The organism is Photobacterium sp. TLY01, assembly GCF_021432065.1.
Classification (GTDB): domain Bacteria; phylum Pseudomonadota; class Gammaproteobacteria; order Enterobacterales; family Vibrionaceae; genus Photobacterium; species Photobacterium halotolerans_A.
Genome location: NZ_CP090365.1, coordinates 737,057 through 761,787, shown reverse-complemented (window position 1 = coordinate 761,787; position 24,731 = coordinate 737,057). Strand labels below are relative to the sequence as shown.

The 24,731-nt window shown below is 49.3% G+C and carries 27 protein-coding genes and 1 pseudogene; 9 read left to right on the top strand and 19 right to left on the bottom strand.

Going from position 1 to position 24,731, the window contains the following annotated elements; all coding sequences use genetic code 11:
* Positions 1-156: 156 nt before the first annotated feature.
* Both LN341_RS19005 and LN341_RS19000 read right to left on the bottom strand, forming a co-directional pair.
* On the bottom strand, positions 157-555 hold the full coding sequence (locus LN341_RS19005; RefSeq protein ID WP_234206663.1) for a carboxymuconolactone decarboxylase family protein: 399 nt from the start codon (positions 553-555) through the stop codon (positions 157-159).
* A gap of 74 nt (positions 556-629) precedes the next feature.
* Positions 630-983 carry a DUF2750 domain-containing protein gene (locus tag LN341_RS19000; protein WP_046219923.1) on the bottom strand — a complete coding sequence of 118 codons (354 nt, stop codon included), beginning with the start codon at positions 981-983 and terminating at the stop codon, positions 630-632.
* Between the two features lie 249 nt (positions 984-1,232).
* Here LN341_RS19000 and LN341_RS18995 point away from each other — a divergent pair, with 249 nt between their 5' ends.
* Together LN341_RS18995 and LN341_RS18990 are read left to right on the top strand one after the other, a co-directional pair.
* A complete protein-coding gene (locus LN341_RS18995) occupies positions 1,233-1,850 on the top strand; it encodes a class I SAM-dependent methyltransferase (RefSeq protein ID WP_234205202.1) in 618 nt (205 codons plus the stop codon).
* Between the two features lie 12 nt (positions 1,851-1,862).
* Positions 1,863-2,654: a ceramidase gene (locus LN341_RS18990; RefSeq protein WP_234206662.1), complete on the top strand. Its 792-nt coding sequence runs from the start codon at positions 1,863-1,865 to the stop codon at positions 2,652-2,654.
* A gap of 1 nt (position 2,655) precedes the next feature.
* On the opposite strand, the gene LN341_RS18985 is transcribed toward LN341_RS18990, so the two are convergent.
* From LN341_RS18985 to nrdD, 3 genes and pseudogenes are all read right to left on the bottom strand, one after another.
* Positions 2,656-2,919: a DUF2960 domain-containing protein gene (locus LN341_RS18985; protein WP_046220092.1), complete on the bottom strand. Its 264-nt coding sequence runs from the start codon at positions 2,917-2,919 to the stop codon at positions 2,656-2,658.
* Positions 2,920-3,129: 210 nt separating this feature from the next.
* On the bottom strand, positions 3,130-3,636 hold the full coding sequence (gene nrdG / locus LN341_RS18980; RefSeq protein ID WP_234205200.1) for an anaerobic ribonucleoside-triphosphate reductase-activating protein: 507 nt from the start codon (positions 3,634-3,636) through the stop codon (positions 3,130-3,132).
* Positions 3,637-3,651: 15 nt separating this feature from the next.
* Positions 3,652-5,475, bottom strand: a pseudogene (gene nrdD / locus LN341_RS18975) (anaerobic ribonucleoside-triphosphate reductase); the annotation flags it as partial.
* 249 nt (positions 5,476-5,724) lie between these two features.
* Here nrdD and LN341_RS18970 point away from each other — a divergent pair.
* A complete protein-coding gene (locus LN341_RS18970) occupies positions 5,725-6,705 on the top strand; it encodes an endonuclease/exonuclease/phosphatase family protein (RefSeq protein WP_234205198.1) in 981 nt (326 codons plus the stop codon).
* A gap of 158 nt (positions 6,706-6,863) precedes the next feature.
* Complete coding sequence (locus LN341_RS21815; RefSeq protein WP_255558089.1) at positions 6,864-6,992, top strand: hypothetical protein; 129 nt, start codon at positions 6,864-6,866, stop codon at positions 6,990-6,992.
* A 78-nt stretch (positions 6,993-7,070) separates the two neighbouring features.
* Here LN341_RS21815 and LN341_RS18965 read toward each other — a convergent pair whose 3' ends face one another.
* From LN341_RS18965 to LN341_RS18940, 6 genes are all read right to left on the bottom strand, one after another.
* Positions 7,071-8,417: a VpsR-related response regulator gene (locus tag LN341_RS18965; protein WP_046219926.1), complete on the bottom strand. Its 1,347-nt coding sequence runs from the start codon at positions 8,415-8,417 to the stop codon at positions 7,071-7,073.
* A 273-nt stretch (positions 8,418-8,690) separates the two neighbouring features.
* Positions 8,691-9,218: a hypothetical protein gene (locus tag LN341_RS18960; RefSeq protein ID WP_046219927.1), complete on the bottom strand. Its 528-nt coding sequence runs from the start codon at positions 9,216-9,218 to the stop codon at positions 8,691-8,693.
* A gap of 15 nt (positions 9,219-9,233) precedes the next feature.
* Positions 9,234-9,914, bottom strand: a complete 681-nt coding sequence (locus tag LN341_RS18955; protein WP_200896178.1) for a C39 family peptidase — start codon at positions 9,912-9,914, stop codon at positions 9,234-9,236.
* Positions 9,915-10,062: 148 nt separating this feature from the next.
* Positions 10,063-10,614: a hypothetical protein gene (locus LN341_RS18950; protein WP_234205197.1), complete on the bottom strand. Its 552-nt coding sequence runs from the start codon at positions 10,612-10,614 to the stop codon at positions 10,063-10,065.
* A gap of 180 nt (positions 10,615-10,794) precedes the next feature.
* The gene (locus tag LN341_RS18945; RefSeq protein ID WP_046219929.1) at positions 10,795-11,127 is read right to left on the bottom strand and encodes a hypothetical protein; all 333 of its coding nucleotides are present in this window, start codon (positions 11,125-11,127) and stop codon (positions 10,795-10,797) included.
* 44 nt (positions 11,128-11,171) lie between these two features.
* A complete protein-coding gene (locus tag LN341_RS18940) occupies positions 11,172-11,831 on the bottom strand; it encodes a hypothetical protein (RefSeq protein ID WP_234205195.1) in 660 nt (219 codons plus the stop codon).
* 366 nt (positions 11,832-12,197) lie between these two features.
* Here LN341_RS18940 and LN341_RS18935 point away from each other — a divergent pair, with 366 nt between their 5' ends.
* The 3 genes from LN341_RS18935 to LN341_RS18925 all read left to right on the top strand — a co-directional run bounded on the left by LN341_RS18935 (position 12,198) and on the right by LN341_RS18925 (position 14,325).
* Positions 12,198-13,226, top strand: coding sequence for a transporter (locus LN341_RS18935; RefSeq protein ID WP_052729932.1), 1,029 nt, complete (start codon positions 12,198-12,200; stop codon positions 13,224-13,226).
* Positions 13,227-13,426: 200 nt separating this feature from the next.
* Positions 13,427-13,828: a DUF2750 domain-containing protein gene (locus LN341_RS18930; protein ID WP_046219931.1), complete on the top strand. Its 402-nt coding sequence runs from the start codon at positions 13,427-13,429 to the stop codon at positions 13,826-13,828.
* 125 nt (positions 13,829-13,953) lie between these two features.
* Positions 13,954-14,325 carry a HopJ type III effector protein gene (locus tag LN341_RS18925; protein WP_046219932.1) on the top strand — a complete coding sequence of 124 codons (372 nt, stop codon included), beginning with the start codon at positions 13,954-13,956 and terminating at the stop codon, positions 14,323-14,325.
* A gap of 52 nt (positions 14,326-14,377) precedes the next feature.
* On the opposite strand, the gene LN341_RS18920 is transcribed toward LN341_RS18925, so the two are convergent.
* Positions 14,378-14,821, bottom strand: coding sequence for an isoprenylcysteine carboxylmethyltransferase family protein (locus LN341_RS18920; protein ID WP_234205193.1), 444 nt, complete (start codon positions 14,819-14,821; stop codon positions 14,378-14,380).
* Between the two features lie 230 nt (positions 14,822-15,051).
* Between LN341_RS18920 and LN341_RS18915 the strand changes: the two genes are divergently transcribed.
* Positions 15,052-15,474, top strand: a complete 423-nt coding sequence (locus tag LN341_RS18915; protein ID WP_046219934.1) for a DUF3010 family protein — start codon at positions 15,052-15,054, stop codon at positions 15,472-15,474.
* Positions 15,475-15,518: 44 nt separating this feature from the next.
* Here LN341_RS18915 and LN341_RS18910 read toward each other — a convergent pair whose 3' ends face one another.
* The 5 genes from LN341_RS18910 to mrcB form a co-directional block, all read right to left on the bottom strand.
* A complete protein-coding gene (locus tag LN341_RS18910) occupies positions 15,519-15,752 on the bottom strand; it encodes a DUF3820 family protein (RefSeq protein ID WP_046219935.1) in 234 nt (77 codons plus the stop codon).
* 44 nt (positions 15,753-15,796) lie between these two features.
* Positions 15,797-16,414 carry a fumarylacetoacetate hydrolase family protein gene (locus tag LN341_RS18905; protein ID WP_046219936.1) on the bottom strand — a complete coding sequence of 206 codons (618 nt, stop codon included), beginning with the start codon at positions 16,412-16,414 and terminating at the stop codon, positions 15,797-15,799.
* Between the two features lie 79 nt (positions 16,415-16,493).
* On the bottom strand, positions 16,494-17,081 hold the full coding sequence (locus LN341_RS18900; RefSeq protein WP_234205192.1) for a YceI family protein: 588 nt from the start codon (positions 17,079-17,081) through the stop codon (positions 16,494-16,496).
* A gap of 155 nt (positions 17,082-17,236) precedes the next feature.
* Entirely contained in the window at positions 17,237-17,770 is a 534-nt protein-coding gene (locus LN341_RS18895; protein ID WP_046219938.1) for an NUDIX hydrolase, read from the bottom strand.
* 70 nt (positions 17,771-17,840) lie between these two features.
* Positions 17,841-20,174 carry a penicillin-binding protein 1B gene (mrcB, locus tag LN341_RS18890; protein WP_234205190.1) on the bottom strand — a complete coding sequence of 778 codons (2,334 nt, stop codon included), beginning with the start codon at positions 20,172-20,174 and terminating at the stop codon, positions 17,841-17,843.
* A 238-nt stretch (positions 20,175-20,412) separates the two neighbouring features.
* Here mrcB and LN341_RS18885 point away from each other — a divergent pair, with 238 nt between their 5' ends.
* The gene (locus LN341_RS18885) at positions 20,413-20,868 is read left to right on the top strand and encodes an exoribonuclease R (RefSeq protein WP_234205189.1); all 456 of its coding nucleotides are present in this window, start codon (positions 20,413-20,415) and stop codon (positions 20,866-20,868) included.
* 119 nt (positions 20,869-20,987) lie between these two features.
* On the opposite strand, the gene LN341_RS18880 is transcribed toward LN341_RS18885, so the two are convergent.
* Positions 20,988-22,712: a phospho-sugar mutase gene (locus tag LN341_RS18880; protein ID WP_234205187.1), complete on the bottom strand. Its 1,725-nt coding sequence runs from the start codon at positions 22,710-22,712 to the stop codon at positions 20,988-20,990.
* Positions 22,713-23,008: 296 nt separating this feature from the next.
* Positions 23,009-24,343 carry an N-succinylarginine dihydrolase gene (astB, locus tag LN341_RS18875; RefSeq protein WP_046219942.1) on the bottom strand — a complete coding sequence of 445 codons (1,335 nt, stop codon included), beginning with the start codon at positions 24,341-24,343 and terminating at the stop codon, positions 23,009-23,011.
* Positions 24,344-24,731: the final 388 nt, after the last annotated feature.

The window sequence follows — 24,731 nt, the reverse complement described above, 5'->3', positions numbered from 1 at the left end:
CAATTATGTGTATTATCAGTTTTATGCATGAACGGGCACACATACTGAACGCACAATGTTACAACTGGGGGCAATACACATGACGCTTCGGTTTCATTATCTTTAAAAACAGCGTCTTACCGGGTGGCCTCTGGCAGAGAGCGCGAACAGGCCGGTTCAGTCATCCGAATCTGTGTCTATGATTCCCGACTCCTGAAACACACGCTTTGCGATGGTCATACCATTGATTGCAGCCGGAAAGCCGGCATAAACGGCCATCTGCAGGATCACTTCGACAATCTGCTGAGGCTGGCAGCCAATATGGAGTGCGCCTTTGATATGGCTGGCCAGCTGTGGCTGACAGTTGCCCATGGCGGTTAACGCTGAAATGGTCGCCAGCTCGCGGGTCTGAAAATCCAGCCCCTCCCGGGAAAGCACCTCACCAAAGGGAAAGCTGATAATCAAATCGGCCAGCTCGGGGCAAATGGCCTGAAAGGTTTCTTTCAGATGCTGCGCTGCATTCGGGTCCAGTTCATTGAGCCGGGCCAACCCGGCCTGATAGTGTTCTGTCTTCATCATTGCCTGCTTTGATAAAAATGAAGCGTAAAAAAACCGCCAGCAGGCGGTTTTTACTGATTCTTCGAAAGCTATTACAGATACTGTTTCGCCACTTCCTGCGGCTCCATCTCAGCCCCTTCCAGCTCCTGGTTCCAGTTCAGGCCAACCAGTACCCCTTCTTCAGAAAGCGTAATCATCCAGTCCTGCACAAACACATCTAACGGCAATTGCGCTGGCTGAAATTCAGCCCATTCTTCTACACAGTGAAATTTGGCATCCGCTTCAGTGGACCAGAACGGCATGACTTCCGACTCTTCAAACTCACTTGAGTCAACCGACAGCCAATCCCCTTCTTCATTACACAGGCCGTACACCACATGGGTCTCTTTCGACTCAGTGAAGAACAAGTCAGCATTCGCCTGTACGTCTGCAGTTAATTTCGTCATGTTGATTTCTCTCTTGATTGGGGGCGCGCTGATTCGCGGGCTTGATGGCGCAAATAGTAGCAAAGTTTGTGCGCATTGTAAGATCAAATTCCTGATATGGCGAAACGGGTTTTACCGCTGTCCGCCTGACGGGATCATGGCAAACCTGGTTTGAACGCCACCAGAAACCAATTCACAAAGATTGCTGCTGTGTCTAACAAATGAACGTGAGCGCCAGCACGCCCGGCTTATACTTGAAATGACCACGAAGTGAGCATTATCGAGGTATACATGGCCACCATAGACTGGCAAACCTATCTTTTTCCATCGGCACTGCAAGCGCCCCGTACACACCTGGTTGAGGCGCATCAGTTGCTGGGTGAGCGACTCCGAGGGAAAGTGGCGGTTGACTGTGGGTGCGGCCATGGCAGAGATACTTTCTATCTGTTAGAGCAGCATTATCGTGTATATGCCTTTGACAGTAATCTCGAAAGCCTGAGGCAGTTATCCACTCATCCGCTGGCAGCCTCAAACCCGCTGCTGGATTTGCAGCACTGCTCCTTCAGCGAATACCGTTTTCCCAAAGCCCATCTGGTGAATGCCAGTGCGTCTTTGTTCTTCTGCCCGCGGACCGATTTTTACGGTGTGTGGCAAAAAATCGTGCAGTGTCTCAATCCGGGAGGGATCTTCTGTGGTCATTTTCTCGGCATGAATGATGACGACTCTGATTTCTCGGACAAGGTCATGACCCACAGCAAGCCAGAACTGGAAAGGCTGTTCAGCCAGTTCTACGTGGTGTCCTGGCAGCAACGCCATGAAGTTTCTTCGCGGCTGACCGGCGAAAAACGCCAGTGGCACATTCATACGCTGATCGCGATGAAAAAGTAGCCGCCTTTGACTGTGATAACCGGGCCGGAACAACGAAAAGCGGGGTTACTGATCGGGTCGGCCCTCTTGCTCATTCTTGTCGTCCTGTACTGGTCTCCAATCATCCAGCCCGCCAATTTTTACGATTATGCCGATACCCGCCCGTACTTCGGGGTCAATAACTTTATCAACGTTATCACCAATCTGCCTTTTGCCCTGGTCGGGTTTCTGGGCATCAGGCTCCTCAGTCAGATTCCGGCCAAACAGGCCACTCAGGTGATTGAACCTGAAATATCCAGCGCGTATTTTCTGTTTTTTCAGGCGCTGCTCGCCACCAGCCTTGGCTCTGCGTTTTATCATCTCTCACCCGATCCATTTGGATTGATGCTCGATCGCATCCCCATCAGCCTGGCTTTCATCAACTTGTACTGCATTGTGTTAAGCGAGTATCTTTCGCCAAGGTTAGGACAGAAATTACTCTTTCCCTTGAATGTGTTCGGGCTGCTGGCTGTGATGTACTGGTATCTGATGACGACCTATCAGGAAGGCCCGGCTGATTTGAGCGCCTATGTGCTGGTTCAGTTGCTGCCCATTGTGCATTTGCCGCTGATTCTGATGCTTTGCAAAGAAAGGCGTCCGGGAGGCCGATACTATCTGGCCGCGCTGGTGACCTATGGGTTTGCCAAATTGGCCGAACTGCAGGATACACACATCTATCTGCTGACTGGAGAGTGGATCAGCGGCCACAGCATCAAGCATCTGCTGGCCGCTCTGGCCGCTTGGTGGATTTATCGCTTACTGCAACTGCGTACAGCAAAAAGATAAATTATTTTTCACCAATGCCACGATGCTGTTTGGGTGCCAGCGTTATTTTGCCAAACCCCAGCTTACGAAAGTGGCTGTCACGAAAGTCTCTCACCGCCTTCTCGCCGCTGGACACAGCTTCGACCTGCTGTTCCATTTTCAGGTATGCCGTTAAATCAATTCCTTCTGCAGCGGCAACCGCCTCATGAATGGAGCGAAACTGGCTGTAGGAAAAACTGATGTGCTTTTCCTGATCTTGATAAGTGTAAATAATGGTTCGTGACATAGCAGGACTCAGATTGTTCTTGGTTTGAATCGGGGGGCGAAGTGTAGCGAAAATTCCCCGCCAAGCCCAGCACGGGCCAGTGTTTTCAGCAGACATTTATCCACCTGCTTGCCATTCATGCACCGCGTTTTCCCACAGTTATGCACAGAAACAGTGGATAACTTTAGCAATTATCAATAAAACCCATGAAAATTGAATGGGTTAATCTCATCACTGTTGATCATTGTTCATTTCGATCCATGTACCTGACGGCTCACTTTGGCACAGTATCCGCTGGTTACTGCTGCCCCGCCAGCGCAGTGACGCCTGATGGAGCGACTGAACAAAGGGGCCATCAATCATCACATCGATATCAGCCGTCACCCGTTTTTGAGCCGCGGTCAATGTCTCCAACCGATACCCGGTCCACAGCCAGATATCCTTATCCGGGCATTCGTGTCTGACCCGTCTGACTAATTGACGAATGCTGTCCAGATTGGCCGGATGGAGCGGATCGCCCCCGGACAGGGACAACCCCCGGCGCGGGATACGCGTGTCCTGCAAATCAGCAATGATGGTATCTTCCATGAGCTGATCAAAAGGCTTGCCACTTGTGACCGGCCAGGTCGATTGGTTATAGCAGCCCCGGCACTGATGCTCACAGCCTGAGACAAACAAAGTACAGCGCGTCCCAGGCCCGTTGACCACATCGCAGTGATAGTATTGATGATAGTTCACACCCGCTCCCGCCTGTTACAGATGTTTGACACGACGACGGACTTCTTCCTGCTTGCCGGCATTGAAAGGCCGGGCATCCGGGCTGCCAAGATAGCCGCAAACTCGTCGAGTCACAGACACTCTGGCAGGCTCTCCGTTCCCGCATGCCGGGCAGGTAAACCCCTTGCTGGTACATCGAAATTCCCCGGTGAAGCCACAATCGTAGCATTCATCAATCGGGGTATTTGTCCCGTAGTACGGCACCCGGGCATAGCTGTAATCCCACACGTTCTCAAGTGCTTCCAGATTATGCTGCAGATTCGGGTATTCGCCGTAGCAGATGAATCCCCCGCTGGACACTGCGGGGTACGCCATTTCAAAATCGATTTTGTCGTATGGGGTGACTTTCTTTTCGACATCCAGATGAAAACTGTTGGTGTAATACCCTTTATCCGTCACCCCTTTCACCTCACCAAACTGCTTTCTGTCCAGCGCGCAAAAACGGCTGCACAGGTTTTCACTGGGCGTGGAATAGAGACTGTATCCGTAACCGGTTTCCTGCTTCCAGCTGTCCACGGCTTGTCGCAGAAAACGAACGATGGCCAGTGCTTTTTCCTGCCGTTTCTGGCAGTCAAAAATATGCACATCACTGCCATACAGGGCATTGATGGTTTCATGTAAGCCAATATAGCCCAGGGAAACCGATGCCCGGCCGTGGCGGAACAAATCGCTGACTTCGTCTTCAGGGCCAAGCCGGACGCCGCAGGCCCCTTCCATGTACAAAATGGGGGCCACTTTGGCTTTCACGCCGTTTAACGATGATATCCGGTACGCCAGTGCTGCTCTGGCGAGCTGTAAACGTGCTGCCAGTAACTGATAGAAAACCGCTTCCTGCCCCCCAGCTTCCAGCGCAATACGCGGCAGATTCAGACTGACCACCCCCAGATTACAGCGCCCTTCATGTACCAGCTTGCCATCGGTTTCAAAGCGGTCCAGAAAACTGCGGCAACCCATGGGCGTTTTGAACGAGCCCGTCACCGCTTCAACCTGTTCGACATTCAGAATATCGGGATACATACGTTTTGACGCGCACAGCAGCGCAAGCTGCTTGATATCATAATTACTGTCAGACGGTTGATGATTGATGCCTGCTTGAATGGCAAACACCAGTTTGGGAAACACAGCAGTTTTTCTGTTTTTTCCCAGGCCGGCAATGCGGTTTTTCAGGATCGATTCCTGGATCAGGCGCGATTCCCAGGACGTGCCAAGACCAAAACCAAACGTAACAAAAGGCGTCTGCCCATTGGCGGTATGCAGGGTATTCACTTCATATTCCAGTGACTGAAAAGCATCAAAGCATTCTTTTTCAGTTCTCTGTCTGGCATACGCTCTGGCATCGGGGATCTCCCATTCCCGTGCCACCGCCAGATGTTTTTGATAACTGCTGGTGACATAAGGTGCCAGCACTTCATCAATACGATTGACCGTGGTACCGCCATAAATATGGCTGGCAACCTGAGCAATAATCTGGGCTGTCACCGCTGTCGCCGTTGAAATTGACCGGGGCGTGGCAATATCGGCATTCCCCATTTTGAAGCCCTGGCTCAGCATGGTCTCCAGATCGATCAGCATGCAGTTAAACATCGGAAAAAATGGCGCATAATCCAGATCATGAAAGTGCAGATCGCCGCTGTCGTGCGCCTCGGCAATATCCTGAGGCAGCAGAAATTGGCGGGCATAATGCCTGGCCACGATTCCGGCTAATAAATCCCGCTGGGTGGGAATCACTCTGCTGTCTTTGTTCGCGTTTTCATTCAGCAGTTCGGCATGGGTTTGCCCCATCAGTCCGCGAATATCCTGCAACATCGCTTCCAGCCTGTTGTCGCTGTCCTTGTTCACTGTCACCACACACCCCACAAACACAAAATAAGCGATTTTTTATTATCGAAAAACACTATATGTGGTGCATTAAGCGACAGATGCCGCAGCTTTGCTTTGATCTGAATCAGGAATGCTGGATTGTCGGTTACACTTTGAGAAGTGTTTCATTTCAGTGCAGGAGCGCGTCGGATGGCGGCAGGGGTACACAGAGTGATAACAAGGTTCAGGATGATGCTTTTCCTGATCCTCTGTTGCAGTTTTTTCAGTCAGGCATCAGATACCCTGTCCTTTCTTACCCGCGAACAGCCACAGCAGTCATCGCTCACCATCATGAGCTGGAATCTGGAATGGTTTGGCACGACGCGGGTGAAGCGTACCGATGCCGACTATGCCTACTTTGCTGACGTGATTCACCGGGTATCGCCGGACATTATTGCCTTTCAGGAAGCAGACAGTCAGGAAGCCGTCCGGCATATTTTGCCCAAAGATCAGTATTCGCTGTATCTTTCCGATCGCCACACCAAAACCGGCGAAAGTTTCAGAGACGGTAATCAGTACACTGGTTTTGCTATCCGGAACTCCCTCACCGTCAGCGACCCGCAGGATATCGCCAGTCTCAATATCCGCACCGCACCCAAGTCAGGCGAGCAAGCCAGAAAAGGTCGCCTTCGCTACGGCGCCTATGTGATTGTTCATCCTCCCTCAGGCCCGCCAATCCACCTGCTCAGTGTGCATTTAAAGTCCGGCTGCTATACCAGTAAAATCAGCAGGCAATCTGCCTCCTGCCGTGTCCTGAGCTATCAGGCTGGCGTCCTGAAAAAATGGATCGAACAACGTCTGGCGGCGAATGAATCGTTTTTGATCAGCGGCGATTTTAATCACCGCATGGCCGACAGCGGTGACTGGCTGTATCGCTCCCTGAGCGCTTCTTCTTCAGATCGCCATTCTGTCCATCTGCTGACAAAAGACGTGAACGCCTCATGCTATGTTCGCCTGAACCGCTCAGGAGCTCAGCCAGAATACCGGCGATATACCGCCCTGATCGACCACTTCGTGGCGTCTGCTGATATTGCCAATACCCTCAGACAGGGAAACGTTTCCCAGTACCCGTTTTCCCGCGAAGATGTCCGTCGCCTGACGCTGTCGGATCACTGCCCGCTGATACTGAAAATACAGTTGCAGCCGAAGGGCGGTCCTGAAGCGGGGTAAACAAGAGCGGCTTATTTGTGAACAGGTGTCAATGATAAACAAACGACTCTGCACATCGCGCCGTTGTCATGGTAATGTCATCTCAAACACCTAGTGTTTCTGGCAGACAGCGGCAGAAACCATGTTTAGTAGTAAACGATAAGCAGTAAGGAACACAAATGGACAGTATCAACCTGGCAACACTCGTTGTGCCAACCATGGATGAGCTTATGGTTGACCAGCCTGAGTGTGTCTACACCAATACAGATTCAGATGAGCACAACGAAATCATTCTGTTGTCTCACTAAACAATCTCATCCGATTCAAGTCTGTAAAAACAAACACCCCGCACCTGGGTGCGGGGTGTTGTACGTCCAGCTTAAGGATTACTCACGCATAAACGGCGAGTTGTAGTGGCGTACATCAGGCACAATATTGTGCTTGTTCAGCAGCCGGTACATGGTGGCACGGGACACACCCAGATCTTTGGCCGCCGAAGCAACCTGACCCCGATGCGTTTCCAGTACCGCCACCAACACGTCTTTTTCTGCTTCATCCTTAATATTTCGCAGGCTTTGCTTGAAATTTGCCTTGCTGGGCAAATCAAAATGCTCAGCCCTTACCTCGTTCCCCTCCGCCAGCAATGCTGCCCGTTTGACCTGATTAATCAGCTCCCGGACATTGCCTGGCCAACTGTAGCGCAGCAAGAGTTGCTTGGAGTCTTCCGAGAAACTCGATGCCATCGTGCTGTATTCCTTGGCGAACTTCTGCAGAAAAGTTTCTGCTAACAAGAAAATATCAGAACCACGCTCACGCAAAGTGGGGACTTTGATGTGGAAAACATTCAGACGATAGAACAATTCTTTGCTGAATTCCCCTTTCGCCACCAAAGCGTCCAGATCAGCGCTGGTTGCCGCAATAATACGAACATCGCATGCTGAATCGCCGTCCAGTGAATCACTGCCGGGTGCCTGAATAAAGGACAGGAGCAATTCCTGAAATTCTTTAGTCAACTCTTCCACATTGTCCAGCATGATGGTGCCGTTAAAACCTGCCCCTTCCTCATCCAACCTGGATACATGCCTCAGGAAGTTCAGCTTTTCATCATCTTTGCTGAGCGCCCCGCAGTTAATTGTTACAAAGGGGGCATGTTTACGTTTGGACAGATTATGAATCGATTTGGCTATCAGCTCTTTACCCGTGCCATTCTCCCCGGTAAGAAACACGTTCACTTCCGTTAACGCCACACGACGAACCATGTCACGTAATTGTTTGATTGTTTTTGACTCACCAAACAAACCCATTTCATGCTGAGTGGTGATCTCATGCCAGGAACTGGATTCAATATCCAGCATGCCTAACTGATGACCAACAGTATCCAGCAGGTGGCTGCCCGGTACAGGGACAGTAAAATAGTCGACACAAAAGTTATTGATAAACTGACATATGGCATCTGTTTTCAATTGCTCTTTTTTGATCAGTGCAATCCATCTCACTTGTTTGGTTTTATTTGCCCTCAAAGAGATGCTGTTTAAGCTAAAATCATTATTGCTTAAATCAACAATACAGATACATGGGCTGAATTCTTCCAGGATTGAATCAACCGTTCTTAAGTCATAACAGCACTGGGTTTTCCAACCTGACTGTTCGAGAAGCGCTATCCAAGGCTCGTAGTTACATCCTATTGCCACTAGTCTGCCATTTAGTGCTTTATTTTGACATTGAGCTACCATCAGAAGTCACCTTCAATTTCAATGCACATTTATTATTGATGTTCATTTGAAAATATAGGCAAGAAAGCTCTGATCCGTGTGGTATCAATAGTAAGAATTGTCTCAAGAAGCAAGTGTTCACAACATAATCAGTCAGTTTTCAGCAGTTTAAGAATCGAAGTATTTCTGGAACTTTTTACGATCGTATCCCTGGCTGGACAAAGCTGCATACAAAAAAGGTACAGCAGCCTGCTGTACCTTGATACTGATACGATAAATAACAAGGAAATGCTATCAATATCCTGTATGCAAAATCGCATTCTCGAGTCGGCTTTTCAGGACACTCTGCTGGATATAGCCATTAATATCAGCATCAATGTCTATGTTTCTCTCAATACGAATTGAGCTGCCATCCAGGCTGTTTTGTACCACCTGCATAATGCTGTTGGGTAATAAACTGGGCCGCTCGAACGAGTTGTTATCCCCCACCTGTTTCAACGTAAGCATCTCACCGCTTGAATAGGCTGATCCTGCCGTGGTTGAGAGCACCCCATTACTAATCGTGAAGTTGGCAATGTGTGAGCGCAGAATCTCTTCGCCATTGAGGGCGGTGATAATGCTCAGCCCGATACTGATCAGCGAACCTTCCGCCGAGAAGCCCCCTCGGATAGCAGACATCTCCGACTGTGTCATGGCAATCATGCCCGAGTCATTGAGTGTCAGCAAACTCGAGGGCTTGGTGAAAGCACTTGCGGAAGTATTGGCCATGACTGCAGCACCGCTCAGGGTGGCTGCAACAACATAGTAAGATAGCTTGTTCATACTAGCCTCTGCCTTTTAGTAATCGTTTGTACCCGGCAATGTAATACTGAACGTTGACAGCGAGTCCCTTGCAACAGCATCAGACACTGGTGAAGGATTGTACACACTGTAGTTTTCCTGAGTGATAAAACTTTCGCGCCCTTCTTTGACTTTGTTTTTGACCAGCAATACCGAGCCGCGATAATAAGGTTTAAATTCACTGAGCTTCATCACCATGGTGCCACGTGACGGATCGCCCAATATAATTTGTTCGCTGTTGATCCCCTTAATGACGACAAAGTGCATGTAGCCATCGAAATTAACAATGGTAATGGCGGGAACCCCAAGGGTTTTAAACTTCTCCAGGGGCAGACGGTAGCCATTCGCATCCAGGCCAACAGACTGCATATAGTTCTTCATATCGAACATGGAAAATCCCTGTTTCTCAATTTTTTCAGGATCTCCCTTCTCAAACATCGATTTGAATACCGTATTTTCACTGGTCTCAATGCCGTAATGATACGTCATCAGTGAAGCCACCGCCGCAGAACCACAACTAAAGTCGTACTGCTGGCGCATCACATCACCAAAGAGTTTCTCCTGGTAACTTTGCACTTTGACGTTGTATGCGCCTCGGCTTGGGAAATAATCCAGCGCACTGACGGTTGTGCTGACCATGAATCCTGCCAGTGCCAGGGTTGCCAGTTTTATTTTCATCACCACACCCTTTTTCAGTTTTTAACCCGACGCTGTTCTTAATGTCGTCAGGCAGGAAATCATTTTTATCTATCGGGGAGCCTCTGAGTATGAAAAGGCACCATAGATAAAAACAATGAAAGGGCCGCCTTTCGACGGCCCACATTGATTAGAATCCGCCGGCAGAACCAGACAGAGTCGCATTGGTGCTGGTAGATTGCTGAATCATAGAGTTATTACCCACGTTCTGACCAGCAATGCTGATACCAGACGCATCGCCAAACGAGTTGGCCATGGTGTTAAAGTGTTCCACTTCAACAGTTCCGGCTTTACCGTCGCAGCAAGCGCCACCATAGGTCACTTCGTTTTTAATCACTTCACCATCGATTTCAGAATCAGCGAGTACTTTATCCATGCTGTATGACTTTTTGAAAGTTTTGTCGATTTCCACATCAGACACTTTCTTCACAACCCAGGAATTATCGCTGTTATCTTTAATGGTTTTGGATTTATCGTTACCGATGTCCTTCATGTAAAGAAAATCGTTATCTTCATTAAATGAATAATCGATTTCTTTTGATTTGCTGACATCAACAGTCAATGTTTTATCCACAGTATCATTGAAGCTGCCTTCGATATTATCTGCATCTGGATAGCCATTTGCAAACGCCATGGGCGATGCAATAATCGCTGCTAATAACAACACGTTTGATTTACGCATGATGTTACTCCAATTATGTTCCCCATAACGCATGAGATTTAAATAAATCTCATGCTGGGTAAATGTTATAGATGTTGAAGCAATGATGTTAGCCCTGCGAAACCAAATATCAATTACTAGTAATTTAACATTTAGTTTTATTCCCGGATGAAATCATCCGGCTTAGATACACTAACAGTGTTACTTCAATGTCAGGTTAACCACGGTCGCATTTTGAATTAACACATTATTACCGGTGTTTTGGACAACGTTGAATACCCCTGATGATCCGCTGAAGGCTCCGCCATCAATCACGTTATTACCAGTTGTATTGCCATACGCGCCATTACCTACGACATCACCGTACATATCCGAATCGGCTTGCATGTAGTCAATGTTGAGCTCGTACTGCCCACCCCGAGTCTCATACATTGAACTATCACTCAACGTATCGGAAGTTGTTAGAATATCCAACTCATCAGCAACTGCACCCCAAGACAACAGTACAGCTACGGTCAGCGTTAAATATCTCATGACGTCCTCCTGAGAGTTGCCTCTGACACCTCTCAGCTAATGTGTTATTGGCCCAGAAGTACAGCGTTAGTGCTAGCACTTTGTTGAACCAGCGAGTTGTTACCTGCGTTTTGACCTGCCAGGCTGATACCTGATGCACCGGCAAAGGCACCTGTCATGTCATTGATGTGGGTCACAGTCAGTGAACCGGCATCGCCGCCACCATTGTTGCCACCATTGCCATAACCACGGCTACCGTAGCCACCACCATGACCCCAGTCTTTATCATCACAGCAAGCACCGCCGTATGTGACGTCATTCGCAATGACTTCACCTTTCAGGTCAGATTTCGCCATGTAGAAGTTTTCATCAACATCGATTTTCCAGGTTTCAGTGTGCTTATAGTTACTTTCGAAGTGGAACTTCTTACTATTGTCACTGTTATCTGTGTACTTAAAGCTTTTATCGTTGTTGATGTCTTTCATGATCAGATGATCATTATCTTCATTAAAGCTGTCGGTAATGGTTTTATCGCTGTCATAAGTCAGCGTAGCTTCCAATGTTGCATCATCATTATATGAATCAACAATGGATGAATCATTATCATAACCACCATTATGACCACCGTAACCACCACCGCCGTAGCTTGGTGCTTGTGGGTAGGCCAAGGCCAGAGGAGATGCAACTACTACTGCTACTAACAGCGCGAGATTAGATTTACGCATGATTAAGACTCCAAATATGTTGAGTTTTTATTTTATTGCTCCCCCGTGCTGCCACGAGAGATAACTTAATACTAGTTTTCGCCACTTTTTAGTTTGTATTATTTTTAATAAAAACGATGGCAATAAAAACCACACGTATTCCTTTATTTACCTTGGCTGAACGTCCTTATTTCTAAGAATGGATTCAGCATTCTCATTACTAATAATTGTATTGAGATTAATACTGTTTTTATCAGGATGCAGAAGTAAGACAAAAATAACCTTTTATTGATCACTTTTTATCAAATGCTTGACTATTCTTATGACAAGTCAGTGCAACTGACTGCCATTTTTTGGGGTGACCTTTGCAAACAAAGTGAGGATATCGTGAGAAAGTTTAACACACACAGCCTTTTAGCGCTGATAGCGATCTTTTCAACCACGGTTGCTGCAGAGGAATCTACAACAACCCAACAAAAGTCGCGTCAGGTTCAGACAGTGACCGACATTCTGGAAAGACCAGGGGTATTGACACCGAAAGGGTCTTTCGTGCTGGATTCTTCCTTAACCTATACCCAGAACTCGTCCAATACCGTTTCGGTGGTCGGTTATACCGTACTGCCATCCCTCATTGTTGGCCTGATCCGGGCCAGTGATATTGACAGAACCACCATGACCTTTGGTCTTACCGGACGTTACGGGATCACCAACCGGTTAGAAGTCGAAGCCAGGATTCCCTGGGTTTACCGGAACGATTCCATCTCCGAGCGGGATATCAATGGCCCGTCTAACAGCCCCACCACCAAGACAGTCGAAGGGAACGACCTGGGTGATATCGAAGCCGCATTTAAATACCAGTTCAATATGCTCGAAGCCCCTTACTGGATAGGCAGCCTGCGCTTCAAAAGTACCACAGGGAGCTCACCTTATGAGGTACCGATTGATAGCACCAATGATTTTAAAGAGTTGCCGACAGGCTCAGGCTTTCCAAGCATAGAGCCGGGCGTGACCATGATCATGCCGCTGGACCCCGCCGTGCTGTTTCTGAATGCCAGCTACATCTGGAACATTAAAGATGATGTCAGCATACAGATTCCTGCGACTGACCAGGCTCCAAGTACACAAATAAACACCATCGATTTGGGGGATACCATTTCACTGGGCGCAGGCATGGGCTTTGCGGTGAACCCCAAATTTTCTTTCAGCATCGGCCTGAACCACAAGACCATCCTGAAATCGAAAGTGAACGGCGGATATCCTGACGATGCGAAATTACTGCAACTGGATACCATCTCTTTCGGTGCCAACTATGCCGTGAACAGAGAAACCACCATCAACGTGGGGGCGGCAGCAGGGTTAACGGCTGATGCCCCTGACTTCCAATTGACCGTCCGCATCCCTTATACCCTGAAATAACTCAGGCTTTTCACCACAAATGCCAGCCACTGCTGGCATTTTTTTCGCCTGGCCTTCCCCCCTTTCTTCCCATCCCGCTTTCCACTATGCTTAGAGCAGTTGATTCCGGACGAGCTATCGTGCCGTTTTTCCCAATGCTGCCAATAGCGCCGCCAAGTCAACAAATCATCATCATCAACATCCGAAAACAGGATCCAACTATGTCCACCACCCCTTTATCCACCGAACAAATTGACACAATTTTGCAGTACGATGCGGAAAAAAGATGTCAATACCTGCTGAAAGAAGTGACCAGTCAGGGGCAGATCTGGATTCTGACTGATGAACACGGCTGTGTCATGTTAAACAGCGAGGATGAAGACTGTGTGCCAATCTGGCCAAATCAGGAATTCGCCCAAGCCTGGGCAACCGGAGACTGGGCGGAATGCAAGCCTGAATCAATTTCAATCAATAAATGGCACAGCCGCTGGACACCCGGACTGGAAGACGACGAACTGGCGATTGTCGTATTTCCGAACCTGGATCAGGAAGGCATCATCCTGTACCCGGACGAGCTGGACGATGCGCTAAGACAGCAATCTAAAAAATCAGGTAAGCGTTAAGTAAGACAGCACTAAGCCTGAATTCACTCATCGCTTTCGCATCTCCGGCGCATGATGCCGGATATGCAAAGCTGCTACGGGGGCTTCCCTCGTTTTCCCCAATATCACTGAAGCAGGAGAACAGCATGGATACGCTGCTCAAAACCATTAAGGAATCACCCACCAGCGTTGTTTTCGACAACGTCCTGAGTGTCATTGACCAGCACTACGATTACAGGCCGACGGCGTTCAGCAATGGTCTGGGCAATGAAACACTGGCCAACGAAGCAGGCAGCAATGAAGGCTCATGCCGTATCTTCGCCTTTGCCCAGCAGCACAAACTCTCTGAACAGGAAACCCTTGCCTGTTTTGGGCATCACTATTTTGATGCTGTGCTGAATCATCCTGATGGCACCGATCATATGAACATCCGCACATTCATGAAATATGGCTGGCGCGGCATCCGCTTTGCCGGACAGCCGCTCAAGCCGAAGCATTCCGTGGCCGATTGTTCATGATCCAAACCAAAACAGGGAGCACATGGCTCCCTGTTTTGTCTCCGGATGTCTTTCAGCACCATCGCCTGACGTGCTGACAATACTCTTGATATTGCTGGCCAAATGCGTGCTTCAGAACTCTTTCCTCTGCCGCAATCTGTACATAATTCATGTAAATCGCAAATACCGGAATCATGATCAGACTGGAAATGGCTGACAGGTTCAGAAAAACCGCCACCAGTAATAGCAACAACCCCAGATAAATGGGATTTCTTGATATCCGGTACACTCCAGAAGTGACCAGCCGCGTTGTCTTGCGTGGATTGATTGCTGTTTTCGCGCGGGCAAATGCCATGATACCGGCCAACCCAAAACCCACAGCCAATAAACTGAACACCCACTCAAATACAATCTGGCCAGGAAAACTAAACTGCCATAACGGAAGATACTGAGCCAGCAAGTACATTGCAGCCAGGGTCATTAAAAACACCAAAGGGGGGGTAAGTCTGAATCTCATCTTAAATCCCTGAATCACAGTCAACAGCTTGATATGAAAAGTATAAGCACATTTAGACTGAAGCAGAAAAGATTGTTTAAAAAATGTTAAACCTCTTCACCTGTCTCACATAGCCCCCTGGAACGACGCAGAATAGCCCTGCAAAAAACGCCACCCGGCAGTGATTATCACTGACAGTCAGTCTTATCTTGGCTTACAATAGCCGCCATCGTCACTATTCGGGATATACCATGAAAATTTTTGCCGTTGAGCTGAAAGGGAAAGAAGCGAACCTTTGTCTGCTGTCACTGAAACAAGGGATGTTTTCAATTCCTGACTGCCGATCGCAGAAACTGGTGCTGAGCGATGCCTTCGACAACCAACAGATGCGCCAATTCCAGAAAAGCTTTCAAAAGCTGATCGAGGATTACCAGGTGGAGCACGTTGTCATCAAAACGCGTGAAACACGCGGAAAGCACGCGGGAAGTGCTGAAAGCTTCAAGATGGAAACGGCTATCCAGTTGATTGCCGATCTGGATGTCACTTTTATCAGCAACGCCGACATCAAAGAGAAACTGAAAAGAAACCCGCTGTCTGTGGATTTCCGCGGCACAGGACTGCGCCAGTTTCAGGAAAATGCGTTTGTAGCCGGTTATGCCTTTTTAAGTAAGTAAAACAACAGGGAGCCGTCTGGCTCCCTGTTCATTTCTGATGTTGCTCAGGCCTGAGCATCGAGGCTGAACCCTTTTAATGGCCTGATCACCTCTTCTAACCCTTCAATTTTCATCTCAAGTGTTAGTGCCAGCAACCGGCCAAGTTCCCCGTCCGGAAAACCCTGCTTCGCAAACCACAGCAAATAGGGTTCTGGTAAATCAATGAGTACCCGACCACTGTATTTGCCGAAAGGCATTTTCATATTGGCCAGCCTGACCAAATCACGTTTATCAAACATGGATATGTACCGCTTCGTACTCACTTATCTTGCTGAACCCGGTGTCAGTCTGCTGCTTTCCAGCATACGCTGACCAACGCTTGCTCACGACAGCTTAATGCCCCCATAAATTCTTGCCCGGCTTGAACCTGACCCACCCCTTTGGGCGTCCCGGTCATCACCACATCGCCATCTTCAAGCGGTATGACTTTCTGCACTTCAGCCAGGATAACTGCCGGTGAGTAAAGCATAAGGCTCGTATCCCCTTTCTGAATCAGGGTGCCATCAATGTGTAGCGACAAGCCAAGCGGGGCGTCAGAATCAGGCAACGCAACGAATTCACTGAACAGGGCGGCGCCTTCGAACACCTTACTGCGTTCCCACGGTAAACCTTTGTCTTTCAGTTTAGACTGCAGATCACGCTTGGTGAGATCCAATCCCAGCGCTGCCGCGCTGAACCGGCCACCATGATAGAGATACGCGATTTCGGCTTCATAATGCAGCACTTCACCACCGTGGGTGGCGTGTAATTCAGTCCCAATCGCCGTGTTAGGTTTCATGAAAATAACCATTTCCTCGGGTATTTCATTCCCTAACTCTTCAATATGGGCGACATAATTTCGGCCGATACAAATCACTTTACCCGGCTGAACTGGTTTGCCATTGACTGTCACGCTCTTCATAACCACTCCCTGTATTCACTGTGAATATGGCAAGAGCATAATGAGCGTGACCGTCAAGGTCAAAAAATTCAGCGGGTTATTATGACTCAGGTACGAATGCCAGATTCACAAAGACAGGAACACTTGGCAGTATGCCATTCAAATTCGCGACTTCCTGCAGCGCGGTAATTCCCTTTTCTAAGCCGAAAGCTTTCGCATCAATGACAATCGGGCTCTGGCTGCTGACCATCAGTGTGTCGTCAACCAGGCGTGTAATCCGTAAGTCCGCATTAACCGGATTAATCGCCCCATGAAGGTTGAGCTTCAGGGAGACTTGCTGCGTCAGTGTTTCTCCCGGTTTCAGATCCGACAGCCCGGTTACATCGACCTCGCCTTCCAGCATCGCTTTAGGAAAATCAGCCACGTTGAACAGCATCGATTTCATACGTTCATCACGAATTGGGATTTGTGTGTCCACACTGGATAAATCCAGCATCACCTGCACCTTACCCTGATCCGTGATAGAGCCTTCAAATTCTTTAAATGAATGCTGCTCAATCACACTGTTATTTTTTACGGATAAAAATCGCAGTTGCGATTGGCTGTTATCCAGTTTCCAGGCTGCTGATGCGCAGAGAGGAAACACCGCCAGAGCGACAAAAACCATGTTGCGAACTGATAAAGCCATAACTATCTCCAGAAATACGATGACATGGATATAATCATAGGCAGTTTCTGTCTGTTTGGCGTGTAAAATAACTGTGAAGTTGCCATTTATCGAGCGAATTCACTTTCTGTGTTGTTAAATCGAATCAATGAGTTGCTTGTAGTACAACACCGAAGTCACACTGCCTTAGTTACCGTCAGCAGCTCATCACGGATACATTGAAGTAAAAACAGCTCGCGCTCAACAGACAGCCCTTTTTTCTCACTTTTAGCGATCGTTTCCTGGTTGTGCGCAATCGCCTCATGGATATTGATCCAGACCGGCTTCATACCATTTTGGATTTCATAGCTTTCCAGTTGCGTGTCGCCTAACTGACTGTCGATACGGCAGGTGAAGCAGAATGATTTCATATGCATGATATCAAAGTCCGGTTTGTACCAGGGCCGATACTCTTCATAAAGGCCAAAAGGGACAATGTCACGGATATGACGGGCGCCGGTTTCCTCCTGAAGCTCACGGATCAGCCCGGCTTCAATCTCTTCCCCTTCATCAATACCGCCACCGGGTAAGGTGTAGTCGTGATACCTTGCGGTGTACAGCATCAGAATCTTGTCGCCATCGAGAATAATTGCCCTGGCTGCTTCGCGGTAAAACACCGAACCACTGAAGTCAGAGATATCAGGGTGAACCGTACGCTTAAGAAGCCGCATAAAACGTTACTCTTGAGATAAAAAAACGGGTCGGCATTGTAACCGACCCGCTGACAATTTTCAGTTACTGCTACCAATTAAAGATCGAACGAATAATGGTAGAGACTTTATTTTCACAGCCCTGAGACTGACGGCCGTCTTTATCCCAGACAGGCAATTGCACCTGGCCGATACAAGCCTGCGTCAGGCCACCTTGCTGGTTCACCTGGTAGGCCACATCCGTAATCTTCTCAGGTTCCTGCAACTTGACCGGTTCAGGATCGCGACGCTGTATATAATCCGCATACAGACGCAGCGGACCTGACGATCCGGTCAGCTTGACATTTTTATTGTCATCCCGGCCCATCCACACAGTCACAACTTCACGACCATCAACGCCGACATACCAGGAATCGCGGCCTTCATCAGACGTACCGGTTTTTCCGGCCAGCTTCAATGACGGCAGGATAGAGTCCAGATAACGGGCTGTGCCTTCAGAGACCACTTTCTGCATGGCATACATGGTCAGCCAGGCCGACTGTTTAGAGACCACTTGTTTCGCCGTCGGCAGTGCCTGATAAATCATCTCACCATCGCGATCGGTCACCGCACTCAAAGCCGTGAGTTCGCTGCGGCGACCTTCATTGGCAATGGTCTGGTACATTTGCGTCACTTCATACGGCGACAGCGTAAAAGCACCCAGCAAAATGGCCGGCACCTGAGGGATCTGACCACGATCAACGCCGAGATCCACTAAGGTATCTACCACATTATCCAAGCCGACTGACATCCCCAGATTCACTGTCGGGATGTTGTATGAACGTGCCAGGGCCTGAACCAAAGGCACTTCACCGCGAAACTGGCGATCATAATTGCGTGGCGACCAGGTTTTTCCTTTTTCATCAGTCAGCGTCAGCGGTTTGTCATCCAGATTGCTGGCCAGGCTGAAGCGCTCCGGCCGTGCCAGTGCCGACAAATAAACCGCTGGTTTCACGACAGAGCCTATCTGACGTCGGGCATCAAGCGCGCGGTTGAATCCATCAAACTCCGGACGGCTGCCACCGACCATGGCGCGGATTTCACCGGTCTGGCGATCGGCAACCACCACTGCGGTTTCAAGCTGTTTGCCGTGCTGCTTTTTGAGCGCCACCATTTTTTCGCGTACCACGCTCTCGGCACTGGCCTGAGAAATCGGATCCAGCGTGGTATAAACACGCAAACCCAGACCAGGCTGATAACCCTGGCTGACGCGTTTGTTCAGCTCTTGCTTCAACAAACTGAAGAAAGCAGGCTGTCGGCTTGCGACATGGCCTTTAGGCTGTAAATCCAAATCTTGTTTGATGGCTTTCTTGTACGTCTCATCATCAATCTTCTGAGTGTCACGCAGCAGGCTGAGCACCAGATCCCGGCGTTCTTTCGCACGCTCCGGATAACGCCAGGGGTTATAGTAAGACGGCCCTTTCACCATACCGACCAGGAGCGCCTGTTGATCAATACGCAGCTCAGACAATGGCAGACCGAAATAGAAACGCGATCCAAGCGCAAATCCGTGCACCGCATCCGAGCCACTTTGCGCCAGATAAACCTGATTTAAGTACGCATCAAGAATTTCGTCTTTGTTATAGCGGTAATCAATGATCAACGCCATGTAAGCTTCTTTAAACTTCCGCCACAGGCTGCGCTCACTGGATAAAAACAGGTTTTTCGCCAACTGCTGTGTCAGGGTACTGCCGCCCTGAACCGTCCGTCCCGCTTTCATGTTTGCCAGAAACGCGCGTCCGATGGCAATCACAGACACACCGTCATGGGTATAAAAATCACGGTCTTCTGTTGCGAGCAGTGCATCAATCAGGGTTGAAGGCAGCTCTGACTTCGGCTTGTACAGACGCAACTCATTGGAGTCCGTTTCCAGCATACCGAGCATTTGCGGCTCAACAGAAAAAATACCGTATTCCCGGTGCGTATTCGCATCGACAACACGCTTCACCGAACCGTAATTAAATTCCGCAATCACATGACGTGCTTGCTGCGGACCACTGCGTGACTGGAAAGGGCGACGAATAAATTCCACTTTCAAACGACTGGTACTGTATTCCCCCACCCGCGTCGGTTTGCTGACCTTACGGTAGTTCAGGGCTTTCAGTTCCTTCACCAAATCCTCGTAGCGCACCTGTGCTCCAGGTTCCAGCACCAGTTCCCGGGCATAGACCACAGAGGGTAACTGCCAGAGCTGGCCGGCAAATTTTTCCGCTATCTGATTATTCAGCGTCCAGCCCAGTCCCCCCAGGGCCGCCAGACCACTGAATACAATAAGGACAAGCAGAATTTTCCACTTACTACGACGTGGCGGCTCGCCCCCATCAGAATTCTTACCCGGTAGATATCGGGCTGAAGTATGGGCAGATTGTTGTTCAGACTCTGTCATGACCTTCATCTTCGTTCGCAGCTGAATATGCACATTCAGCATAATTAGATTACTTTGTGGCATGCAAGATAGCTAAATTTTGCTCATTTTTTGTCAATCCTGTGTCAACTAAATGGCGCCAGACCGCGTCTGTAAAGGGTTTCAGCGCTGTAACCGAATGACAGCGGTAGTATTTCTTCACATCATCACGCAAAATACGGGCCATTCGAAATTGCAGCCTTACCGGAGAAAGAGAGCAATGCAACGGGATTACACATTTAACTGTCTGCTCACTATGCCCCGCCACGAATTGGAAGAGTTCAGCCAGCGTATCCTCAGCCGTATGGTGCCTGAAGACGTCATGGAAGAATTGTTTACCTTTGAGCCAGAGGAAACCCAGACGGCTGATCGCCTGCGTGCTGCGCAATTTGATGCCATGCTCAGAATGTCGGCAATAGCCTTAGGAGAAGTCTCTTCCGCCTTTTCCGGCTCGGAGCAGGCGAAACAAAATACCGAAAGAATGACACGGCTACTGCTCTGGCATTTTTATGCCATGGCTTTCCAGATGGAAGAAGTTGTCACGCTTGAACAGCATTGTCAGGAAGTTGAAAAACTGCTGAAGAACGCGCCGTCAGATACCTTCGGCTGGATTACGTCGCTGACGGAGCTGCTGCACCGTTATGCCAGCCTGAGCGGTCACGCGTCAGATTCATAACCTGCCAGGCCAACCCTTGGCGTCAGCAGCAAGCAACGTTGCACCTGACCGTGCCCGCAGATATCAATAAACAAACGCCAGCGGCAAAGCTGGCGTTCTTCTGTTCAGGCAACCACCAGTTATGACCTGTCGGTCAGACCTGTCAGACTGTTCTGATGACGCTGTACCAGTTCATCCATGCTGCTCTGCGCACGCTGATAGGCATGTTCCAGGGTGTCGACCTGATCAATGACCTCAACCACCTCGTAGTAGCATTTCAGCTTAGGCTCTGTGCCTGAAGGGCGCACGACCACCCGGGAATCGTCTTCCAGGAAATAAATCAGCACATCACTGGCCGGCAAATCGATCGTCTCAACGGAGCCATCCGCCTTGTAGCGTGTCGAAGATTTCAGATCATCAATCCGCACAACATTACGCCCGGCAATTTCTTCCGGCGGTTGTTGACGCAGAGCGTCACCAATTGGCGGCGAGTTTGGTGACAGAGCAATACTGACCTGTGAATTAAGATACAGACCGTGCTCGCGATAAATCGCTTCCAGCTGATCCCACACAGTACGACCTTGCGAAGCCAGCTCAGCCGTCATTTGCGCAAACGCCAGCATGGCCGATAAACCATCTTTATCCCATACCATGTTGCCCACGGTATAACCGAGCGCTTCTTCATACGCAAACAGGAAACAACTGTCTTCACGCTGTTTCTCCATCGCGATATTCGTCAGCCATTTAAAACCGGTCAGTGTCTGGTAGTAATCCGCACCGACGCGCGACGCTACTTTTTGCAACAGGCTGGAAGAGACAATCGTGGTACCGACAAGGCTGGTTCCAGGGTTCGCTCTGGTCAGCAAATAATGCCCCAGCAAGACACCGACCTGATCGCCGGTCAGCATTTTATACTGCCCTTCAGGGGTGCGAACCGCCACCGCAAAACGGTCGGCATCCGGGTCGTTCGCGCATGCCAGGATCGCCTGGTGTTTCTCCGCTTCCGCAATCACCAGATCCATGGCGCCCGGCTCTTCAGGGTTCGGAAAATTCACCGTGGGGAAGGTTCCGTCCGGTTCTCGCTGCGCGGCGACACTGTACACTTTGGTAAATCCGGCGTCGGCCAGAAGAGTCTCTGCCATTTGTGCACCCACACCATGCATCGCAGTGTAAGCAATGCTGATCGGATCGGGTTTGGCATAATTTTGCAGTAAGGCACTTTGTCTAATGGATTCTCTGTAATCGTTATAAAACTCATCATCCAGCCAAACCAGTAACCCCTGGTTCCCGGCTTCATTGAGATCCATCAGTTCAAGCGGTTCAATCGCCGCTTGGTCAATGGCTGCAGCAATCCCTTTATCATGAGGGGGAATGATCTGTGCCCCATTGCTCCAGTACACTTTAAACCCGTTATAGGCCGGTGGGTTGTGGCTGGCTGTAACCACAATACCCGCAGCGGCCTTTAAGGCTGTGACACCATAAGCCACCAACGGGGTGGGCGCGACCGTCACTGTCAGGTAAACCTTGATGCCCTGCGCTGTTAAAACAGAAGCAGCATCATGGGCAAAGGTTTTTGAATCTGGCCGGCCATCATACCCAATCACGACGCCTTGTGATTTCGCCTGCGGCACGGTTTGCTGTAAATACTGTCCCAGACCGGTCGCGGTTTCCTGAATTACCAGCCTGTTCATCCGGTTAGGGCCTGCCCCCACGATGCCCCTTAAACCCGCGGTACCAAACGCGAGGCGACCAGAGAATCGCTCGGTCAGTTCCTGCTCATTACCGGCATCAATCAGGTTCTGTAGCTCATCCCGGGTGGCAGGATCGGGATCTCTTTCTAACCAGCGTGTTATCAACTCTTTCATTCTCTGTCTTCCTAAATAGCAGGGTCTGAAAACAAAATATCACAAATGATAGTTATTCGCATTTTAAGTGCTCATCCTGTGCGTGATTGCGCGAATTTCATACCGTCCCGACATCAAAAGGCACATCGTTATAGCGAAAAATGACCAGGCTGATCGTCGGAATGGTTTCACTCTGTCTGACAAGTATAGAGGGATACACAGCGGATGGGGGCAGATTCAAATGAATGATAAAAAAGAAAAAAGCGGCAGCCTTGATGGCATACCGCTTTGCTTGGAGAAATCGCTTTTGCTGGCGCTTAGCGCTGGAACGGGTATACCGACCCCAGAGCCAGAATCTGAGTCAGTTCATCCAGGGCAGCACGGGATTCATCCAGTAACTGAGGATCTGCCAGATCGGCTTCAACCATCTGATCACGATAGTGCTTATCAACCCACTGATTCAGGCGGCCATATAAGCCATCATTCATCAAGGTTGAAGGGTTCACGGCACGCACTTCTTGTTCATTCAGCACGACACGCAAACGCAAACACGCCGGACCACCGCCGTTGGCCATGCTTTGTTTCAGGTCAAACACTTTCACCTGATCAATACCGCGCTTGTCAGCCATCAGTTGTTCAACGTAACGCCACACATTCTCGTTTTTGCGACATTCTTCTGGCAGAACCAACAGCGTTTCACCGTTCGGGGTTTCGATCAGCTGTGAGTTAAACAGGTAGCTGGTGACAGCGTCGTCAACAGACACAGCACTGGTAGGAACTTCAATAATGTTGAAGCCTTCGCCCATTTTCTCTTTCAGAGAACGGTAAGTGCCCTGCTGATCCAAAAACGCCTGCTGGTGGCAGAACAGGATATTTTTATTACCCACCGCGATGACATCGTTGTGGAAAACGCCCTGATCAATCACATCCGGATTTTGCTGCGCTATCACGACTTTTGCCGGATCCAGCTGATGCAAACGGGCAACCGCTTCGCACGCTTCAAACGTATGGCGGGCCGGGAACACTTTCGGTGCCGGGTGGCGAGTATCAAAGGCATAGCGACCGAAGACAAAAAATTCAACACCTTGCTCGCCGTACTCGTTGCAGAAACGGGTGTGGTTCGCCGCACCTTCATCGCCAAAGTGCTCTACCGCTGGCAGTGCAGAGTGGTGAGAAAAGTATTCAGGATCGGCAAAGGTGCTGCGCAAAATACGGCCAGTCACTTCATGTTCAATAGAACGGTGAAATTTGTTGGTCAGGTTTGCCGGTGTAAAATGGATCTTGCCGTCAGCAGTATCAGCCGAGGGCGACACAGTCGCGGCATTCGCGGTCCACATACTGGAGGCAGAACAACATGCGGCCAGCACTTTCGGTGCTTGTTTCGCAGCCTGTTCAATAATAGATTTGTCGCTGCCTGTGAAACCCAGACGGCGCAGAGTGTGGACGTCTGGACGCTCTTGCGGTGCCAGCACACCCTGCAACATTCCCATGTCGGCCAGGGCCTTCATTTTGTCCAGGCCTTGCTTGGCTGCTTGTTTCGGATTAGATGGTGCCGCCTGATTCTTAGCAGACGCAACATTACCATACGACAGACCACTGTAGTTGTGCGTAGGCCCTACCAATCCGTCAAAATTCGCTTCACGTGCTTTCATAGACTTTCCATCTCAGTTTATCTCGGGCTAAAGATAACAAAGCTTTTACATTAGCAACAAGATCCAGATAAATGTCTAACCAAATGTTATAAATTAGATATTATCACCAATTTGCAGCATGGCTATTCATCGCACCCTGGTGCGATTTCACGTTGCACTGACTCCCGCTGATAGCCGCTTTGCGGCGAACCCGCAAACGAATCTCTGGTTGCTTGTTATCTGGCGGAAAGGAAACACATTCAGACAAAATCGGGTGTACAGTCTTTCGCCTGTTTCAACCTCCCTTCTCTGACCTGTTCCCCTCAGGCGACAGCCGTTTTCACGCACGCGATACGCCACGCTGATACAAAAACACACGGGCTGCCGTTCATTATTTTAAAAGCATAGA

Excerpts from the sequence above, each read along its gene's own strand:
- LN341_RS18915 (WP_046219934.1), top strand. The coding sequence starts at position 15,052 with ATGAAAATTTTTGCCGTTGAGCTGAAAGGGAAAGAAGCGAACCTTTGT.
- LN341_RS18905 (WP_046219936.1), bottom strand. The coding sequence starts at position 16,414 with ATGAAGAGCGTGACAGTCAATGGCAAACCAGTTCAGCCGGGTAAAGTG.
- LN341_RS18925 (WP_046219932.1), top strand. The coding sequence starts at position 13,954 with ATGGATACGCTGCTCAAAACCATTAAGGAATCACCCACCAGCGTTGTT.
- LN341_RS18940 (WP_234205195.1), bottom strand. The coding sequence starts at position 11,831 with ATGCGTAAATCTAATCTCGCGCTGTTAGTAGCAGTAGTAGTTGCATCT.
- LN341_RS18970 (WP_234205198.1), top strand. The coding sequence starts at position 5,725 with ATGATGCTTTTCCTGATCCTCTGTTGCAGTTTTTTCAGTCAGGCATCA.
- LN341_RS19000 (WP_046219923.1), bottom strand. The coding sequence starts at position 983 with ATGACGAAATTAACTGCAGACGTACAGGCGAATGCTGACTTGTTCTTC.
- LN341_RS18895 (WP_046219938.1), bottom strand. The coding sequence starts at position 17,770 with ATGCGGCTTCTTAAGCGTACGGTTCACCCTGATATCTCTGACTTCAGT.
- LN341_RS18945 (WP_046219929.1), bottom strand. The coding sequence starts at position 11,127 with ATGAGATATTTAACGCTGACCGTAGCTGTACTGTTGTCTTGGGGTGCA.
- LN341_RS18985 (WP_046220092.1), bottom strand. The coding sequence starts at position 2,919 with ATGTCACGAACCATTATTTACACTTATCAAGATCAGGAAAAGCACATC.
- LN341_RS18910 (WP_046219935.1), bottom strand. The coding sequence starts at position 15,752 with ATGTTTGATAAACGTGATTTGGTCAGGCTGGCCAATATGAAAATGCCT.
- LN341_RS18900 (WP_234205192.1), bottom strand. The coding sequence starts at position 17,081 with ATGGCTTTATCAGTTCGCAACATGGTTTTTGTCGCTCTGGCGGTGTTT.
- LN341_RS18885 (WP_234205189.1), top strand. The coding sequence starts at position 20,413 with ATGCAACGGGATTACACATTTAACTGTCTGCTCACTATGCCCCGCCAC.
- LN341_RS18880 (WP_234205187.1), bottom strand. The coding sequence starts at position 22,712 with ATGAAAGAGTTGATAACACGCTGGTTAGAAAGAGATCCCGATCCTGCC.
- LN341_RS18930 (WP_046219931.1), top strand. The coding sequence starts at position 13,427 with ATGTCCACCACCCCTTTATCCACCGAACAAATTGACACAATTTTGCAG.
- astB (WP_046219942.1), bottom strand. The coding sequence starts at position 24,343 with ATGAAAGCACGTGAAGCGAATTTTGACGGATTGGTAGGGCCTACGCAC.
- LN341_RS18955 (WP_200896178.1), bottom strand. The coding sequence starts at position 9,914 with ATGAAAATAAAACTGGCAACCCTGGCACTGGCAGGATTCATGGTCAGC.
- LN341_RS18920 (WP_234205193.1), bottom strand. The coding sequence starts at position 14,821 with ATGAGATTCAGACTTACCCCCCCTTTGGTGTTTTTAATGACCCTGGCT.
- LN341_RS18950 (WP_234205197.1), bottom strand. The coding sequence starts at position 10,614 with ATGCGTAAATCAAACGTGTTGTTATTAGCAGCGATTATTGCATCGCCC.
- mrcB (WP_234205190.1), bottom strand. The coding sequence starts at position 20,174 with ATGACAGAGTCTGAACAACAATCTGCCCATACTTCAGCCCGATATCTA.
- LN341_RS18965 (WP_046219926.1), bottom strand. The coding sequence starts at position 8,417 with ATGGTAGCTCAATGTCAAAATAAAGCACTAAATGGCAGACTAGTGGCA.
- LN341_RS18960 (WP_046219927.1), bottom strand. The coding sequence starts at position 9,218 with ATGAACAAGCTATCTTACTATGTTGTTGCAGCCACCCTGAGCGGTGCT.
- LN341_RS21815 (WP_255558089.1), top strand. The coding sequence starts at position 6,864 with ATGGACAGTATCAACCTGGCAACACTCGTTGTGCCAACCATGGATGAG.
- LN341_RS19005 (WP_234206663.1), bottom strand. The coding sequence starts at position 555 with ATGAAGACAGAACACTATCAGGCCGGGTTGGCCCGGCTCAATGAACTG.